We start from the raw sequence: 17,401 nt of genomic DNA on the forward strand, positions 1-17,401 counted from the left end.
GCTGCCCGCGATGCTCAGGCTCACTGGGATTCGCCTCCATCGCCCGGCGACGAAGGAGCGGCCGGGTCGCCCTGCGATGGCGAGGTCGCATCCGGCGCGCTCTCCCGACGCCGACCGTCGCGGGGCCGGACCGGGGGACGCTCGGCGCGCAGGCCGATCCGCAGCCGCTTGACGCGGCGAGGGTCGGCGTCGAGCACTTCGATCTCGAACGGTCCCGGCCCCAGAATGACCTCGCCCCGCACCGGCAGGCGACCGACGTAAGTGACGAGGAAGCCTCCGAGCGTGTCCACCTCCTCGCCCGCTTCGCCGGTCTCGAACGCCTCGCCGATCATGGCGCGGACGTCCTCGAGGCTGGCGCGGGCATCGGCAATGAAGGAGTTCTCGGTCAGGCGCACGATTGATGGCGGCTCGTCGCTATCATGCTCGTCATCGATTTCGCCGACGACCTGCTCGACGATATCCTCGATCGACACCAGTCCGTCGGTACCGCCATATTCGTCGACGACCAGCGCCAGATGGATGCGCGAGGCCTGCATCTGCGCCAGCAGGTCGATCGCAGGCATCGATGGCGGCACGTAAAGCAGCTTGCGGGTGATGTCGGCCTCGCTCAGCGGCAGCGCCAGATCAACGGCCCGCAGGTCGAGACCGGCCGTCGTCTTCTTCTTGCGTTTCGCCGTGGACGGCATCGCGGTTCGCGCCCGCTGAGCCATGAAAGCGAGGAGGTCGCGAATATGAACCATGCCTTCGGGATCGTCGAGGTTTTCGTGATAGACCACGAGGCGGGAATGCGCCGCGCTTTCGAACAGGTTGATCAACTCGCCGAGCGGAATGTCGTGCTTGACCGCGACGATGTCGGCGCGGTGGACCATGACGTCCGCGATGCGTCGCTCGTGCAGGTTGAGGATATTGCGCAGCATGGTGCGCTCGACCGCGGTGAAACTGGTCTCGTCCGGGGTCGAGGCGTCGAGCACCACCTGAAGGTCGGCCCGGACCGATCCCGCCTTCCATCCGAACAGCGAGCGGATCGCGCGCATCAGCCAGCGCTCGGGGGCCGGGCGCAACACCTCGCCATTGTGCACGGGCACCGGCAGGTTGCGGCTATCCTGCGCCGGCGGGCTCTCGCTGGTCTGGTCCTCCGAAGGCACTCAGGTCATCCGTTCCGGGGGCGCGTAGGGATCAGGAATTCCGAGCTGCGCCAGAATTTGACGTTCGAGACTTTCCATTTCCTCGGCTTCCCCGTCGGTCTCGTGGTCGTAACCGATCAGATGCAGGAAGCCATGGACGGCAAGATGGCTGAGGTGATGATCGAATGTCTTGCGTTCGTCATCGGCCTCGCGGCGCAGGGTTTCATAGGCGATCGCAATGTCCCCTAGCATGCGCGGCGGATCGTCCGGCAGGCATGGACCGGTCGGCTGCAACGCCGGGAATGACAGGACATTGGTCGGCTTGTCGAGACCGCGCCAGTTGGCGTTGAGGGTGCGGATTCCGGTATCATCGGTCAGCATGATCGCAAGCTCGGCATCGCCGGTGTCCTCATCGACCATTCCGGCGGCGGTGGCGATGGCGCGATGAATGACGGCCTCGGCATCCGCCTCGGCGCGCCAGCAATCGGCGACGACGAGAATTTCAGTCACGGGAGTAGCGGAGCGGATCATGATGTGTTTCTCGCCGCCGCGTCTTGCGCGGACCGGCTGTTCCCTGCACTCAGTGTTCGGCATCAAGGCTTGCCGGCTGCCGGCCGTTGCGGCAGCCCCTCATAGGCGGCGACGATCCGCGCCACCAGTTCATGACGGATCACGTCCTCGGCGGTGAATGTCACCTGAGCCACGCCTTCGACTCCGTCGAGCAGCCGCGTCGCTTCCGTCAGTCCCGACGTCTGGCCGTTCGGCAGATCGACCTGCGAGGGATCGCCCGTGACGATCATGCGGCTGTTTTCACCCAGCCGCGTCAGAAACATCTTCATCTGCATCGAGGTGGTGTTCTGCGCCTCGTCGAGGATGATCGCGGCGTTGGTCAAAGTGCGGCCACGCATGAAGGCGAGCGGGGCGATCTCGATCTCGCCGCTTTGCAGCGCGCGCTCGACGATGCGGGAGTCCATCAGATCGTACAGCGCGTCATAGATCGGCCGCAGGTAAGGATCCACTTTCTCGCGCAGGTCGCCCGGCAGGAAGCCGAGCCGCTCGCCCGCCTCGACCGCGGGACGCGTCAGGATAATGCGATCGACTTCCTTGCGCTCGAAGAGCTGGGTGGCCTGCGCCACCGCGAGCCAGGTCTTTCCGGTGCCGGCGGGGCCTATGCCGAACACCAGCTCATGACGTTTCAGCGCGCGGATGTAGAGATCCTGCGCGGCGGTGCGCGCCCGCACCGGACGCTTGCGCAGATTGATGGCTTCGAACCCTGAGCGGGGCGCCTTGACGTCGTCTTCGAACAGCGAGCCTTGTGCGATCGCGGCGCGAATCGCGCCCTCGACCTCGCCCTGCGAGAGATCATGGCCCTGTGCCGCCTGGGCGTACAGCGTTTCCAGCACGCGTTTCCCGGCGTCGCAGCCGTCGCGCGATCCGGCGATGGTGATGTGGTTGCCGCGCGAATCGACGACCACGCCGAGCCGCCGCTCAAGCTGCGAGAGGTTCTGTCCGTAAGGGCCGACCAGCGCCGATACCGCGCGATTGTCCTCGAAATCGATGACGACCTGCGTTTCGGGCGGACCCTGGACCTCGGGTTTCCGGCTGGGAGCAAGCGGAGGAGAATCCGATGCGCTCTTGGGCAAGGGGTCAGACTCCGGCGGTCGTCTGGAACTGCGCGCCGCCCGTCGCGGCATGGTTCGAAGGTTCGCCGGATGCCGGCTGGGATGCCAGCGTTCCGAACAGGCTGTAACGTTCCAGGCTGGCGACGGTTACGGGCAGCACCTGTCCGATGATGGCATCGGACGCCTCCACATGGGCGGGCTGCAGGTAGGGGGTGCGGCCGACGATCTGGCCCGGCTTGCGTCCGGGACGATCGAACAGCACGTCGATCGTCCTGCCCAGCGCGGTCCGGTTGAAGGCGGATTGCTGGCTGTCGATCAGGTTCTGAAGTTGCACCAATCGCTGGTCCATGTCGGCCGTTGACACCGTCTCCTGCATGTCCGCCGCCGGCGTTCCGGGGCGAGGCGAGTATTTGAACGAATAAGCGGCAGCGTATCCGATCTGGCCGACGAGCGCGAGGGTGGCGGCGAAATCTTCCTCGGCTTCGCCGGGGAAGCCGACGATGAAGTCCGACGAGAACGCGATGTCGGGCCGGGCATCACGAAACCGGTCGATCACCCGGCGGTAATCATCGGCGGTATGCCTGCGGTTCATGGCGGCGAGGATGCGGTCTGATCCTGATTGCACCGGCAGATGCACGAACGGCATCAGCGCGTCGAGATCGCGGTGGGCGTCGATCAGGGTGTCCTCGACGTCGCGCGGATGGCTGGTCGAGTAGCGCAGCCGGACGATGCCCGGAATCCCGGCGAGACGATACAGCAGCTTGCCGAACGGCCAGGGCCGCCCGTCGGAACCCTCGCCGTGATAGGCGTTGACGTTCTGCCCGATGAGGGTGATCTCGCGCACGCCGTTGTCCGCCAGGCGCCGCACGTCGTCGATGACTTTCGCCACCGGACGCGACGCCTCGGCGCCGCGGGTATAAGGCACGACGCAGAAGGTGCAGAATTTGTCGCAGCCTTCCTGCACCGTCACGAACGCCGAGATGCCGCGGGCGCGGATCGCCTGCCGCGACGGCTGCGGCAGAAAGCCGAACTTGTCCGCGACCGGAAACTCGGTCTCCAGCGCCCGGCCACAGGTCTTTGCGCGTGCGAGCAGTTGCGGCAGATGATGATAGCTCTGCGGACCCACCACCACATCGACCACGGGCGCGCGCCGGATGATTTCCTCGCCTTCGGCCTGCGCGACGCAGCCGGCGACGACGATGTTCATGCCGCGGCCATCACGCGCCGCCTGTTCCTTCGCGGCGCGCAGGCGGCCGAGTTCGGAATAGACCTTCTCGGACGCCTTCTCGCGAATGTGGCAGGTGTTGAGAATGACGAGATCAGCGCCCTCGGCGCTGGCGGTCTCGACATACCCTTCCGGCGCCAGCGTGTCCGCCATGCGCTGGGCGTCGTAGACGTTCATCTGGCAACCGTAGGATTTGATATGCAGCTTGCGCGGCGGCATGCGGCTTTCCGGCATTTCGACAGGCACCTGCGACTTATTCGTCATCCATCGGCACGCAATAGAGTTCGAGCCGATGATCGACCAGCCGGTAGCCGAGCTTGCGGGCGACTTCGGCTTGCAGCTTCTCGATCTCGTCCGACGTGAATTCGATCACCTGGCCGTCGCGCAGGTTGATCAGATGATCGTGGTGGCTGTCGCGCATGGTCTCGTAGCGGGCGCGGCCTTCCCGAAAATCATGCCGTTCGATGATGCCGGCATCCTCGAACAGCTTCACCGTGCGATAGACCGTCGAGATCGAGATCTTGTCATCCACCGCGGCGCAACGCCGGTAGAGCTCCTCGACGTCGGGATGATCGGACGCCTCCGCCAGCACGCGCGCGATAACGCGGCGCTGTTCGGTCATGCGCATTCCGGCGGCCGCGCAACGCGTCTCGATCGTGGTTGGCTCCTGCACGGTCGTCGATTTGAGTGCCATCATCTCAAGTGTCCGGTTCCGATGGCGCATGATCCGCTCATATGTGCGTAAGATAATGCGCGCGAACGATATAAGGAGTGCGACCGGACGAAAAAACCGATGCACCTTTGCCGGTGGTTCTCCTTAGCTCCTTTTGCCACTCCGCAGAGGTTACGACAAGTTGCGGCGCATCACCAATGCGTTCAGTTCCAGCCCACCCGCCTCGCGGTAGTAACGTTCGCGGCGTCCGACGACGGCGAAACCCGCGCGTTCGTAGAGACGCCGCGCGGGTTGATTATTTTCCTCCACTTCGAGAAATACCGTCCGCACGCCGCGCCCGGCGAGGTGGCCAAGGTGCGTGAGCAGCAGATTGCGCGAAAACCCCTGGCCGCGATAGCCGGCGTCGATTGCGATCGACAGGATCTCGGCCTCGTCCGCGGCAATGCGGGAGACGGCAAAACCGATCACGCTCGATCGCAGCCGCAGACGCTGAACCAGCGTGTTGCGCTCGGCGATCATGGTCTCGAATTCGCTTTCGCCCCAGCCGCGATGAAATGATGCGCCGTGAATCGCGGCGAGGCGCGCCGCGTCGTTCGGGCTCGCGGGCTCGACAACGGGAACTGCGCGCTCCCTGCCGGGGAACCACGTCATCATGATGCGGCCAGCGCCCGTGGTTTTAGCAAGGAATCGCCGGCCGGCCTGGCGTCGGGCGCGCGCAGGTAATACGGTCGCGGCGGCGCGGCATCCGGGCTGACGGCCGCGCCGAGCCACGCCACCCACGCGATATCGGGCGCTGCCTGCTGATCGACCGCGACCGGCGGCGGAGCGTGCGCGGGCCAGCGGTCGGCGAGAAGCCTCGCGGCATTGCCGACCAGATGCGGCGCGCCGAAGCGCGATGCCGCGAGCGCCTCCGCGACCGGCGCGACACGCGGCTGGATCAGCGCGTCGCCGTCACCGTTCATGGCCTGAAAATAAACCTGATCATGCCGGGCATCGATGGCGGAGATCACCGGCGGCTTCCGATCCTCGCCGATCACCGGGGCCGCGAAGGCCGCGAGAGTGGTTACGCCGACCACCGGCTTGTTGGCGGCCAGCGCGATGCCCCGTGCGGCCGACAGCCCCACGCGCAGGCCGGTGAAGCTGCCGGGACCGGCGGTCGCGGCGATGCGGTCCAGCGCCGTAAAGCCGATTCCCGCGGATTCGATGACCCTGGCGATCAGCGGCATCAGGGCTTCCGCGTGGCCGCGCTTCATCGGCAGCGTTTCCTGAGCGATCAGGCGGCCATCGTCGGTGTCCAGTATGCCGGCGGCACAGGCATCGAGGGCGGTGTCGATCGCAAGGACGAGCATCGGACCAGACTAGCACCCTTGCCCAGGGATTACCTGCGGTTTGGACGAAGGAACCCGGGTTTTTGACACCAGATTGCCGCGATCGGGCTGTTTATCCTATGGTCACTATCGGGGTCCTGCTCAATTTAATCCGCATTTAACTAAAAGTCGCCTTAATGGCGCTTAGCAAGTCTGCCACAGCTTCGTGGGGAACTTTGGGGTTTAGCGAATCAGCCATGCGCAGCCTTGATCCGGGCATGCCGGCGTTGTGCAGCATCTTGGTGCACCGCCCGCGGAGACCGGAAAGGCCGCGACTCTGGATGTGGGGCGAATGACGTACGCTACGGGCAGACGTTACTATGAGGCTGCGGCTCACTCCGCCGATCTGCCCCGCAAGGCGGTTCCTCAGAATATACTGGGTTTCGCCGGGCTCGCCTGCATCGGGCTTGCCTGCGCCTGGACGCTCTACACCCATGTTTCCGGTGAGTCCGCGGAACTGGTCACGGCATCGCTGCCACCAGTTGTCTCGGGCCGTTCAGCGGAGCCTGTGCGCCGCATCGCGGCCGCGTATGAGGCCCTGGAGGAGATTCCGGGGGCGGGGGCCGCACAGGCGACCGTCGGAGTCCGCGCGGCCAGGTTTCCTGTCTCCAAGGCTCCTGTCTCGAAGGCTCATGTAGCCAATGCCCGTGTCGAGGATCCCCAAGCGAGGGTCCGCACCGCATTGCTCTACGGTCCGCGCTTTCTCGGTTCCCGGCCCGGCACCTTCGAGCCGGCGGCTGCCTCGCAGGCCGTTGCCTTCGCTTCCGCCGAGACCCAACCGGAGATCCTGCCGCTTCCGCAGGCACCGCAAATCGCTGCGATTGTTCCGATGCCGGCCCCGCGTCCCTCCGAACTGCGTCAGCTTCAGGCTGCCTCCGCCCCGTCCCGCAGCGAGATCGCGCAGGCCAGCGCCGCTGTCACGCCGGAGCCGAACAAGCCGTCGATCTTCGAGAAGCTGTTCGGCAGACCCGCGGCCGGTCTGCAATTGGCGTTCGCGGCGCCCGACGGCGGGGTGAGCAGCGACGGTGAGAGCCTGACCCTCGGCCGCATCCCCCAACATGAATCCACCGCCATCTATGACATTTCCGCGCGTACCGTCTACCTGCCGGACGGCACCCGGCTCGAAGCGCATTCCGGGCTTGGCAAAATGATGGACGATCCGCGCTACGCCGACAGGAAGATGCGTGGCGTGACGCCGCCTCACATCTATGACCTGTCGTTGCGGGAACGTCCGTTCCACGGCGTGGAGGCGATCAGGCTGAAACCGATCGGCGGCGAGGACAAGATATACGGGCGCACCGGGCTGCTGGCACACACCTATATGCTCGGGCCGAGCGGCGCCTCCAACGGCTGCGTGTCGTTCAAGAACTACGATGCATTCCTGCGCGCCTACAAGAACGGCAAAATCAAGCGGCTGGTGGTCGTCGCCAAGCTCTAAACCGGCCGCACCTCGACAACCTCGGGCACGAAGTGTTTCAGCAGGTTCTGGATGCCGTTCCGCAAGGTCACCGTCGATGACGGGCATCCGGAGCATGCACCCTTCATGTTCACGTAGACGATCCCGTCCCTGAAGCCGCGGAAGGTGATATCGCCACCGTCATCGGCGACCCCCGGCCGCACCCGCGTCTCGATCAGGTCCTTGATCAAGGTCACGGTCTCGGCATCCGCTTCATCGAAGAATTCGACGTCGCTGTCCGTGTTCGCTTCGCTGCTCCCCTCGCCGTCCGCCAACAGCGGCGCACCCGCCATATAGTGTTCCATGATGACGCCGAGGATGGCCGGCTTGAGATGCTGCCAGTCGCTGCCCTCTTCTTTCGTCACTGTGATGAAATCCGAGCCGTAGAATACGCCGGCGACGCCGTGGACGGCGAACAGCTTCACGGCGAGCGGCGAGCGGGCGGTCGTGCTGGCGCTGGTGAACTCCATCGTGCCTTTGCCGAGCACGGTGCGGCCCGGAAGGAACTTCAAGGTGGCTGGATTGGGGGTGATTTCGGTCTGAATGAACATCGGTCTCTCCGTCGCCGCCGGTTCAAGGCCGGCGCGTAGGTTCCCCTAGCAGATAGCCATCGCAAAGGCACGGTCAAGGGCGTGGAAGCGAGGGTCAAACACCTAGAGCGTTTTCGAGCGAAGCATGCCTCGGGCTTGAGCCCTAAGGATGGATGCTGGTTCGCGTGAAGAAAACGCGTCAAAACAATATCTGAGAGCCCCGCTTCTGATTAAATCAGAAGCGGAAAGGCTCTAGGACAGCGCGTCGATAGCGTCGTCGGTCAGGGCGCCCGGCACGATCGTCACCGGGATCGGAAAGTTCCCGGCGGTCTTGGCCAGCGTCGTGATGATCGGCCCCGGACCTTCGGGACCACCGCTCGCGGCGAGCACCAGCATCGATATATCCAGATCCTTCTCGATGACATCCAGAATTTGTTCGAGTGGATCGCCCTCGCGAATGATCCGCTCCGGCGTGATCGCGGCGATCCCGTTGGCCCGGCCGGAGGCGCGGTCGAGCGCCGCATCCGCGCCTTCATAAGCCTCGGCCCGGATCACTTCGGCGACGCCGAGCCATTCCTGATTGCGGTCTTCCGGCTCCACCACGCGCAACATGATGATGCCCCCGCCGACGCGGATGGCGCGGCGGCTCGCGTAATAAACGGCGCGATCCCATTCCGCGCTGTCATCGACCACGACCAGATATTTCGGCTTGTGGCCGCTCTCGTAGCTTCGGCGTTGTGCGCTCATGCATGTCCCGGTGCTGAACCAGCCGTCGCCATGCTGCCACGGCAAAGGCCGCCCCGACAAGCAGCTTGCGGGAGAGCAATCAACAGGAACCGATGTGGTGGAAGGTGATGTTAGAGCATTTTCCGGCGAAGTGGATACCGGTTCGCCGCAAGAAAATGCTTGATCAAACACCTAGCGCTTGCGGATGAAGCCGACGATGTCCTTCACCGCGTCCATGGTCTGCGATGCGATCGCGCTGGCGCGTTCGGCGCCCTCGATCAGAATCCGGTCGACATGGGCCGGATCGTCGGTGAGCCGTTTCATCTCATGGGCAATCGGCGACAGTTTCGCGACGGCGAGATCGACCAGGCTCGATTTGAAGCTCGAGAACTGCGCGCCGCCGAACTCGGCGAGCAACGCGGACTTGGGCTTCCCCGACAATGCCGCATAGATGCCCACCAGATTGTCGGCCTCGGGGCGGTTTTCCAGCCCCTTTTCCTCCGACGGCAGCGGTTCCGGATCGGTCTTGGCCTTGCGGATCTTCTGCGCGATGGTATCGGCGTTGTCAGTCAGATTGATGCGCGAATAATCGGATGGATCCGACTTCGACATTTTCTTGGTGCCGTCGCGCAGACTCATCACGCGCGTCGCGGGTCCGGTGATCACGGGCTCCGGCAGCGGAAAGAACGTGTCGCCATGGCCGTTGGCGGCGATCGATTCCGAAAAGTCGTTGTTGAATTTCTGCGCGATGTCGCGGCTGAGTTCGAGATGCTGTTTCTGATCCTCGCCGACAGGAACGTGGGTGGCGCGATAGACCAGGATATCCGACGCCATCAGCACCGGGTAATCGTAAAGCCCGACCGAGGCGTTCTCGCGATCCTTGCCGGCCTTTTCCTTGAACTGGGTCATGCGGTTGAGCCAGCCGAGCCGCGCCACGCAGTTGAGCACCCACGCCAGTTCGGCGTGTCCTGCCACCTGACTCTGGTTGAAGATGATGTGCTGCTTCGGATCGATACCGCTTGCGATGAAGGCCGCCGTCACTTCGCGGGTGGCGCGGCGTAACTCGTCGGGCCCGCCCCAGACGGCGACGGGCACGGTGATGGCGTGAAGATCGACCACGCAATAGAGACACTCGTGGTCCGCCTGCAACTTCACGAAATTAACGATGGCGCCGAGATAGTTGCCGAGATGCAGATTGCCGGTCGGCTGAACGCCTGAGAAAACCCGTGTCGTCATCGTCATGTTCCTGCTTGCCCGCGCGATTGATCGACATGCTCGCGAAACGCTCGCTCATGCCTTCGGTCGGGCGTGCCGTCCATTGTCACGCGCGGCTTTAGAGCATTTTCCGGCCAAGTGAAATCCGGTTCGCGTAAGGAAAACGCGTCAAAACATAATGATAGAGTCTTTATACCGTTTCCATGAAGCGGTGAAAGACTCTCAGGCGCGCAAGTCGCCGGATCGCGACCGCGCCAGCGCGGTCTGGATGGCGTTGCGATCGATGACCCGGAAGGTCAACAGAAGGAGGCCATAGATCGTGGCGCCCGCGGCGATCAGGATGACGAGCGTGGCCGCCTGGAGCAATCCGTGTGCGCCGGACATCGGGGCCAGCAGCCGCACGGCGAGCCACAAAACTCCGCCCATCACCAGCGCCGCCAGCGCGATGCGCGGCAGGCGCCGGCGCGCTTCCGTATCGATGGAAAATCCAAAGCCGCCAGCCATGCTGCGGGCAAGGCTCGCCGCGCTGCTCCACGCACCGAGCGCCATCGCTACGGCTACTCCGCAGACTCCGATCATCCATCCGAGCGCGACCGCGGACACGATTGTGACCGCGAGGCCCTTCAGTGTCGCAAGCAGCGGCGTCATTGTGTCGCCACGCGCGAAGAACGCCGGAGACAGCGCCTTGATCAGGATATGGGCGGGAAGGCCGAGGGCAAGGCAGCCGAGCGCCAGCGCCGTGGCGTGCGTGTCGGCCGCGGTAAACGCGCCGTGCTCGAACAGCACGCGAACGATAGGCTCGCTGAGAACGATCAGGCCGAGCGTCGCGGGCAAGGCGAGCGCCGCCGCCAGTTCGATTCCGCGTGATTCGGCGTGAACCGCCGCCGTTCTGTCGTCTTTGCTGAGGGCGCGGCTCATTTCCGGCACCAGCACGGTGCCGATGGCGACGCCCACCATTCCCAGCGGTAATTCGATCAGGCGGTTCGCGAAATAAAGCCACGACACTGCCGACGGCGACATCGAGGCGACGATCGCGCCGGCGACGATCAGCAGCTGTGGCCCGGAATTCGCGATCATGCCGGGCACGGCCTTGCGGGCGAAATCCCGCATCCCGGGGCCGAACGATATGCGCAAGGGACTTGCGAGATCGTCGCGGCGGGTCAGAAGCGCAAGCACCGCAAGTTGCAGCAATCCCGCGACGCCGACGGTTGCCGCCATCGCCAGCGCGGCAAATTGTGAGTCCCGTTGCAACCACAGCAGCAGCGCGGCGGCGAGAATCAGGGCGACGTTGAACAGCAGCGGCGAGAAGGCGGCGATGGCGAAGCGATGCCGGGCGTTCAGCAGGCTCATGATGACCGTCGCGGGGCCTGCGAAAGCGAGATAGGGCAGCATCAGCCGTGCGTCGGTGACCGCGAACTGCAAGCTCTCGCGACCGACGAAACCGGGCGCGAGCATCCCCACGAGAAGCGGCATCGCCACGCCGGCGACGGCGGCCAGCGCGATCAGCGTCGCGCTCACGGTCGCGAGCACGTTGCCGGCGAAGGCCGATGCGGCGGCAAGGCCGCTGACCTCGCGCAGGCGCATCCACGCCGGCACCAGCGCCACGTTCAGGGCGCCTTCACTGAGCATCCGGCGGATCACGTTGATGAACTGAAATGCCATCAGGAAGGCGTCGGCCACCGGGCCCGCGCCGAGCAGCGCCGCGGTCAGCGCGTCGCGCCCGAACCCGAGCAGGCGCGAAGCCAGGGTGCCCGAGGAGACGGTGAGAATGGAGCGGATCATGGCGAGGCTGCCGTACCGAGCTTGATGGCATGGGGACGCCATGATAGGCGGCACCTTCACAGGCTGGGAGTCTGAGCGGATTCCTCGCCATACCGCAATTGCCGCGACGGGATATTTTTAATGGCTGCAGCGAAATACGACGTGCTTGCGATCGGCAATGCGATTTTCGACGTTCTGGTGCGAACCGATGAGGGGTTTCTCGCCGCTCACGGCATGACCAAGGGCGGAATGGCGTTGATCGATGAGGCGCGCGCGGCCTCGATCTATGCCGACATGGGGCCTGCGACCGAAATGTCGGGTGGTTCGGCCGCGAACACCATTGTGGGTCTGGCGGGGTTCGGGGCCAGCACCGCCTATGTCGGCAAGGTGAAGGACGACCAGATCGGCCGCCTCTATATTCACGATATTCGCGCCGCGACGGTGGCTTTCGATACGCCGCCGGCATCCGACGGTCCCGCCACCGGCTGTTCCTACATCCTGGTGACGCCGGACGGGGAGCGCACCATGAATACCTATCTCGGCGCGGCACAGGATCTGTCGCCGACCGATATCGATCCGGACACCGTCGCGGCGGCGTCGATCCTCTATCTCGAAGGCTATCTGTGGGACCCCAAAGCCGCCAAGGAGGCGTTCCTCAAGGCCTCGCGGATCGCGCATGACGCCGGGCGGCAAGTCGCGCTGACCCTGTCGGATGCGTTCTGCGTCGATCGCTACCGTGATGAGTTTCTTGCATTGATGCGCGACGGCACCGTCGATCTGATCTTTGCCAACGAGTCTGAACTGCACTCGCTCTACCAGACGTCCGACTTCGATACGGCGCTCGCCCAGTTACGCCAGGACATCGCGCTCGGCGTCGTCACCCGAAGCGAGAAGGGCTGCGTGGTCGCGACGGAAGGCGGCGTTGTCGCGGTGCCCGCGTGTTCGATCGACAGGCTGGTCGATACCACGGGCGCAGGCGATCTGTTCGCGGCGGGATTTCTGTTCGGACTGGTGCGCGGGGCCGGCCACGAAGACGCGGGGCGGCTCGGCGCGCTCGCCGCCGCCGAAGTGATCCAGCACATCGGCGCGCGGCCGCAGGTGTCGCTCAAGGAACTGGCGCAAGCGAACGGGCTGCCGGTGTAGAGCGTCGCTTGTGATTGAATCAGTTTTCCGGCAGCGGAATGAATTCGTGCTCGTTCGGCACAGGCGCGAAGCGGCCGGTTTTCCAGTCGTCCTTGGCCTGTTCGATACGCTCCTTGCTTGACGAGACGAAATTCCACCAGATATGTCGCGGTCCTTCGAGCGCATCGCCGCCGAGGAACATCATCCGCGCCGGCTGTGTCGCGCGCACCGTGATGCGGTCGCCGGGTCGGAAGACCAGCAACTGCGGCGCTTGGTGCCGGTCGCCCGCGATCTCGATCTCGCCGTCGACGAGATAGATCGCGCGCTCCTCGTGGTCCGCGTCAAGCGGCACGCTCATGCCGGCCTCGAGCGCGACCTCCGCATAAAACCACGGCGACACCATCTCGACCGGCGAGGTCGCGCCGAACGAGCTGCCGGCGATGACGCGGGCGCGGAATCCCCTGTCCTGCACGGTCGGCAGGCTGTCCGCGCCGTAATGCTGGAACGTCGGCGCGATTTCCTCCTTGCCTTTCGGCAGGGCGATCCAGCTTTGCAGGCCGAGCATCGTCTGCCCGCCCGCGCGTTGCGCATCCGGCGTGCGCTCCGAATGCGCGATGCCGCTTCCCGCCGTCATCAGGTTCATGGCGCCCGGCTGGATTTCCTGGATGTGGCCTTCGCTGTCGCGGTGCATGATGCTGCCGTCGAACAGATAGGTGACGGTGGCCAGTCCGATATGCGGATGCGGCCGCACGTCCATCCCCTTGCCGGACACGAACTGTATCGGGCCGAAATGATCGAAGAAGATGAACGGACCGACCATTTGCCGCCTGCCATGAGGCAGTGCGCGGCGCACGGCGAATCCGTCGCCGAGATCGCGGACGCGCGGGACGATCACAAGTTCGAGCGCATCGCATGATTGGGGGTCGCCGAGCGCGGGATCGTTGGAAGGAAGCCAGCTCATATTGCCTCCGTCAGGTCATGACGATTTTCAGTCCCGATTATCGTGCGCGGTGGTCTGATTGACAACCGCGCGCGGTGAAATGGACTTCAGTTCGTCTTCAAGAACCCGTTGCGTTGAGCGGGAGGCTTTGCGGAGAGGCCCGGTATCGTTCGACCGCAACGTTTGGACAAGCCTTTGCCGCGACTTCCGGTGGCTATAAAGAATAGCGGCAGGCCGCGAGGTGGCCGACCCCGTCGCTTGAGTCTGGTTCAACTGCGTTAAATCAGACCTAGCCTTAACTTTTGATCGAGCATGATCTTATCCGAAAACCGGTTTTCCACTTTTCGGGATCATGCTCCTAGTCGAACAGGCCGAACGGATCCCACCCGGCGTTGCGGGCATAGCGCGGGCGCTCGACCCCTGGCGCGATCCTTGGGGAACGGGCATGAGCGAGTTGCTTACGCGTCGCCGTCTTCGCCGTGGGTTTTGGTTGGTCCGGGATCGCTTCCTTCGGCATTTCCGCGCGAGCTTCGTAGACGTGATTCGCCGGTAGATAACGGAGCTGGCGCTCCCATTGCAAACGATCCGGGGTGGGCGCCAGCGTGGCGATGTTCGGATAGAAGACCGGACGAGAATCCTGCTTGATTCGCTCGAAGCGCTGTTCCGAGTAGCGCCGGTTCAGAGCTTCCGTCTCTCCGGCGGATCGCTCAATAGGGCTCGCAAATCCGGAATCTGCGGAAGAAGGTTTCGCGACGACGACCGGTGCGAAGTAATAATCGACCTTGGCCTCGCGTTCGCCGGGCCACATCAGGTCCACCGCAAAAAGCAGGCCCAACAGGCAGCAACCCATCACCACGAAATAACGGAGGACCGGCATCATACTCACCAACGCCTACTACTCGGACAATTTAACGCGACCCGTAAGATTAGGTTCCTGATGTCGGGTTCAGGTTCAAGTGAATATCGGAAATATGGTTCACGCTCCCGAGACCGGGAACATATGGCCGCAGATTGCCACGAGGATGTGACTGTGGTCGTCTGCCGGGCGCGGGCAGCGGAGTTCGTTAACCGCCGGTTCCTCCGACCGTTATCCGCTCCATTCGCAAGGTCGGCTGACCGACGCCGACGGGAACGCCTTGACCGTTCTTGCCGCAGGTGCCGACACCGTCGTCCAGCGCGACGTCGTTGCCGATCATGGTGATGCGGTGCAGGTCGGTCGGTCCGTTGCCGATCAGCATCGCGCCTTTCAGCGGCGCTCCGACCTTGCCGTTCTCGATCCGGTAGGCCTCGGTGCACTGGAACACGTACTTGCCCGAAGTGATGTCGACCTGGCCGCCGCCGAAATTGACGGCGTAGATGCCGTTCTTCACCGAGGCGAGGATTTCCGCCGGATCACGATCGCCCGCCGGCATATAGGTGTTGGTCATCCGCGGCATCGGAACATGGGCGTAATCCTGGCGGCGGCCGTTGCCGGTCGGCTTCATGCCCATCAGCCGCGCGTTCTGTCGGTCCTGCATATAGCCGACCAGGATGCCGTCCTCGATCAGCACGGTCCGGCTGGTCGGCGTGCCCTCGTCATCGATGGAGAGCGAGCCGCGCCGCGCGGATATGGTGCCGTCGTCGACCACGGTGACGCCCTTGGCCGCGACCTGCTGCCCCATCAATCCCGCGAAAGCCGAGGTTTTTTTGCGGTTGAAGTCGCCCTCAAGGCCGTGTCCCACAGCTTCATGCAGCATCACGCCGGGCCAGCCGGGGCCGAGCACCACATCCATCTCGCCGGCCGGCGCGGGGATTGATTCGAGGTTGATCAGGGCCTGGCGGATCGCACCGTCCGCGACCTCGCGCCACGCTTTGCTTTCCACGAAACGGGCATAGCCTTCGCGGCCGCCATAACCCTTGCTGCCGGTTTCCTGGCGATCGCCCTGTCCGGCGACGACGGAAATGTTCACCCGAACCAGGGGGCGGATATCGCGATAGGTTTCGCCATCAGGCCGCATGATTTCCACGACCTGCCAGGTCGCGCCGAGGCTGACGGATACCTGACGCACCCGCGGGTCCTTGTCGCGCACATAGGCATCGATTTCCGCGAGCAGCTTGACCTTGGTCTCGAAACCCAGCCCGTCGAGCGGATTGTCGTCGCCGTAAAGCCGCACATTGGTATGGCCAGGCGCGACGGCGAAGGCGCCCTGATAGCCGCCGCGCACGGCGCCGACGGCATCGGCGGCGCGGATCAGGGCGGGCAGCGAAACGTCGGACGAATGGGCGTAGCCGACGGCGTCGTCCTTGACCGCGCGAAGGCCGAAGCCTTGCGAGGTGTCATAGGTCGCCTGCTTGAGCCGGCCGTTGTCGAACATCAGCGCTTCGCTCTGGCTGTATTCCAGAAACAGTTCGCCGTCATCCGCGCCTCGCAGGCCTCGCGCAATTTCGTGGCGGACGGAATCGCGGTCGAGATCGGCGCGGTCGAGCAGGGAGGCGGTGATCGGGCTGGTCATGCAAACTCCGGTGCAACGGCCCGTTCCGTGCGGTTCAGGCGGACAGACGTTCAAGATAGGTATGATTGCCACCAAATGGGAGGCTTGTCTGTCAAACTTCGTTGAAGGGCCGTTCGCGTATGCTGATCGCAAAACCATTATCGACTTTGTGGACTACACGCTAAGGCAGCTTGTCGTAACCTTCGCCGAGCCCGTTCAGGCTGAGCGGAAAGCCGATGCCTTCTTCGGGCGTTTCAAAGATGATGAATGTCGCCGTCTTCGCGCCGCGCAACTGTCCAAGCAGCTTGTCATCCAGAACCACCTCGGCGACGCAGCCGTTGGGAAGGCAGCGCACGAAACCGGCGCGGCCGACGTCGACATTGTCGAGCTTCAGTCCGAGGCCGGAGGGCAGCAGCACGCCGAGCGGCGCCACCACGCGCATCAGGCGGCTTTTCTGGTCGGCGGTCTTGAGCACGATCACCGTCAGCCCGGCATTGGAGCGATCTTCCGCCACCACGCTCTGGATCAAGGCGCATTGTTCGGCCTTGGCTCCGGGAGGGGTATCGCAGCGGATCTGCCAATCGCCGTGAACCGATTTGACGGCTCCCTGGGCCTTGGCCGCGCTGGCAAAGCCGGCGACCAGAAGTGCGGCGGCCCAACTCGCCAGGATATGGAGCGGCTGACGCCGGGCCGTCCTGCGCGAAGACGCATATCCGATATGCTGGTTAGAAGGCCCCATCCGGGTCGATCCTCTGCTTTCGACCATGCCTCGCCCGCCTGACGGTAAGTGACGGCGCCTAGAAGGGTGACGGCGCCTAGAAGGTGGTCCGGCCCGGATCAGCCCGAACCATGGCCGAATCTGCGAAGCGGCCCAGCCTGTGCCTACATCGGACAATCCGCCTGTCAAGCGGCGTGCTGCCGTGAGATGCCATGTTGCGCTCTGCTTCGTCGGCCAGATGCGTTGATCCGCCGGCGCGGCCCGCGCTGTCGTTTGAAGCATTGCTCAACTCGCTGTCCCTGGTCCCTTGCGAGGCGCGACAAATTATGGTTTGAGAGAGGCGGCTTTGGACGCATTCTAGCCAAACGGCGCGCAGGCTGTTCGCAGATGCGTCACATGAGCGGCAGGCTCGTCGTCGGCGGGAACTGCTTAGGGGGTTGTTTAGGGTGAA

Annotated in this window: 18 protein-coding genes; 2 read left to right on the plus strand and 16 right to left on the minus strand. The window is 64.3% G+C overall.

Going from position 1 to position 17,401, the window contains the following annotated elements; translation table 11 throughout:
• Positions 1-20 precede the first annotated feature (20 nt).
• From NWI01_RS14970 to tsaB, 7 genes are all read right to left on the minus strand, one after another.
• Positions 21-1,145 (minus strand): hemolysin family protein, encoded by a 1,125-nt coding sequence (locus NWI01_RS14970; protein ID WP_141384780.1) that lies wholly within the window; start codon positions 1,143-1,145, stop codon positions 21-23.
• Positions 1,146-1,655, minus strand: a complete 510-nt coding sequence (gene ybeY / locus NWI01_RS14975) for an rRNA maturation RNase YbeY (RefSeq protein ID WP_181410509.1) — start codon at positions 1,653-1,655, stop codon at positions 1,146-1,148. It abuts the gene before it with no gap.
• Between the two features lie 62 nt (positions 1,656-1,717).
• Complete coding sequence (locus NWI01_RS14980) at positions 1,718-2,767, minus strand: PhoH family protein (protein ID WP_141384782.1); 1,050 nt, start codon at positions 2,765-2,767, stop codon at positions 1,718-1,720.
• A 4-nt stretch (positions 2,768-2,771) separates the two neighbouring features.
• Positions 2,772-4,205, minus strand: a complete 1,434-nt coding sequence (miaB, locus tag NWI01_RS14985; protein WP_181410512.1) for a tRNA (N6-isopentenyl adenosine(37)-C2)-methylthiotransferase MiaB — start codon at positions 4,203-4,205, stop codon at positions 2,772-2,774.
• Positions 4,206-4,224: 19 nt separating this feature from the next.
• The gene (locus tag NWI01_RS14990) at positions 4,225-4,668 is read right to left on the minus strand and encodes a Fur family transcriptional regulator (RefSeq protein WP_141384784.1); all 444 of its coding nucleotides are present in this window, start codon (positions 4,666-4,668) and stop codon (positions 4,225-4,227) included.
• Between the two features lie 147 nt (positions 4,669-4,815).
• Complete coding sequence (rimI, locus tag NWI01_RS14995) at positions 4,816-5,298, minus strand: ribosomal protein S18-alanine N-acetyltransferase (protein ID WP_141384785.1); 483 nt, start codon at positions 5,296-5,298, stop codon at positions 4,816-4,818.
• Complete coding sequence (gene tsaB / locus NWI01_RS15000) at positions 5,295-5,993, minus strand: tRNA (adenosine(37)-N6)-threonylcarbamoyltransferase complex dimerization subunit type 1 TsaB (RefSeq protein ID WP_141384786.1); 699 nt, start codon at positions 5,991-5,993, stop codon at positions 5,295-5,297. Before tsaB ends, rimI begins: the two co-directional genes overlap by 4 nt.
• Before the next feature lie 310 nt (positions 5,994-6,303).
• On the opposite strand from tsaB, the gene NWI01_RS15005 reads away from it, so the two are divergent.
• Complete coding sequence (locus NWI01_RS15005; RefSeq protein ID WP_141384787.1) at positions 6,304-7,449, plus strand: DUF2778 domain-containing protein; 1,146 nt, start codon at positions 6,304-6,306, stop codon at positions 7,447-7,449.
• On the opposite strand, the gene NWI01_RS15010 is transcribed toward NWI01_RS15005, so the two are convergent.
• The 4 genes from NWI01_RS15010 to murJ all read right to left on the minus strand — a co-directional run bounded on the left by NWI01_RS15010 (position 7,446) and on the right by murJ (position 11,720).
• On the minus strand, positions 7,446-8,018 hold the full coding sequence (locus tag NWI01_RS15010; RefSeq protein ID WP_141384788.1) for a NifU family protein: 573 nt from the start codon (positions 8,016-8,018) through the stop codon (positions 7,446-7,448). The genes NWI01_RS15005 and NWI01_RS15010 overlap by 4 nt on opposite strands.
• Positions 8,019-8,249: 231 nt before the next feature.
• Positions 8,250-8,744: a universal stress protein gene (locus NWI01_RS15015; protein ID WP_141384789.1), complete on the minus strand. Its 495-nt coding sequence runs from the start codon at positions 8,742-8,744 to the stop codon at positions 8,250-8,252.
• 171 nt (positions 8,745-8,915) lie between these two features.
• Complete coding sequence (gene trpS / locus NWI01_RS15020; RefSeq protein ID WP_141384790.1) at positions 8,916-9,965, minus strand: tryptophan--tRNA ligase; 1,050 nt, start codon at positions 9,963-9,965, stop codon at positions 8,916-8,918.
• A gap of 195 nt (positions 9,966-10,160) precedes the next feature.
• Positions 10,161-11,720 (minus strand): murein biosynthesis integral membrane protein MurJ, encoded by a 1,560-nt coding sequence (murJ, locus tag NWI01_RS15025; protein WP_141384791.1) that lies wholly within the window; start codon positions 11,718-11,720, stop codon positions 10,161-10,163.
• Between the two features lie 120 nt (positions 11,721-11,840).
• Here murJ and NWI01_RS15030 point away from each other — a divergent pair, with 120 nt between their 5' ends.
• Positions 11,841-12,842: an adenosine kinase gene (locus NWI01_RS15030; protein ID WP_141384792.1), complete on the plus strand. Its 1,002-nt coding sequence runs from the start codon at positions 11,841-11,843 to the stop codon at positions 12,840-12,842.
• Between the two features lie 19 nt (positions 12,843-12,861).
• Here NWI01_RS15030 and NWI01_RS15035 read toward each other — a convergent pair whose 3' ends face one another.
• From NWI01_RS15035 to NWI01_RS19030, 5 genes are all read right to left on the minus strand, one after another.
• Positions 12,862-13,782: a pirin family protein gene (locus NWI01_RS15035; protein ID WP_141384793.1), complete on the minus strand. Its 921-nt coding sequence runs from the start codon at positions 13,780-13,782 to the stop codon at positions 12,862-12,864.
• Positions 13,783-14,119: 337 nt separating this feature from the next.
• Entirely contained in the window at positions 14,120-14,641 is a 522-nt protein-coding gene (locus tag NWI01_RS15040; RefSeq protein WP_244613793.1) for a hypothetical protein, read from the minus strand.
• 184 nt (positions 14,642-14,825) lie between these two features.
• A complete protein-coding gene (gene tldD, locus NWI01_RS15045; protein ID WP_141384794.1) occupies positions 14,826-16,253 on the minus strand; it encodes a metalloprotease TldD in 1,428 nt (475 codons plus the stop codon).
• A 160-nt stretch (positions 16,254-16,413) separates the two neighbouring features.
• Complete coding sequence (locus tag NWI01_RS15050; RefSeq protein WP_244613794.1) at positions 16,414-16,971, minus strand: invasion associated locus B family protein; 558 nt, start codon at positions 16,969-16,971, stop codon at positions 16,414-16,416.
• 76 nt (positions 16,972-17,047) lie between these two features.
• Positions 17,048-17,239, minus strand: a complete 192-nt coding sequence (locus NWI01_RS19030; protein ID WP_181410511.1) for a hypothetical protein — start codon at positions 17,237-17,239, stop codon at positions 17,048-17,050.
• Positions 17,240-17,401 lie beyond the last annotated feature (162 nt).

Source organism: Nitrobacter winogradskyi (genome assembly GCF_006539545.1).
In the GTDB taxonomy this organism is placed as follows: Bacteria; Pseudomonadota; Alphaproteobacteria; order Rhizobiales; family Xanthobacteraceae; genus Nitrobacter; species Nitrobacter winogradskyi_A.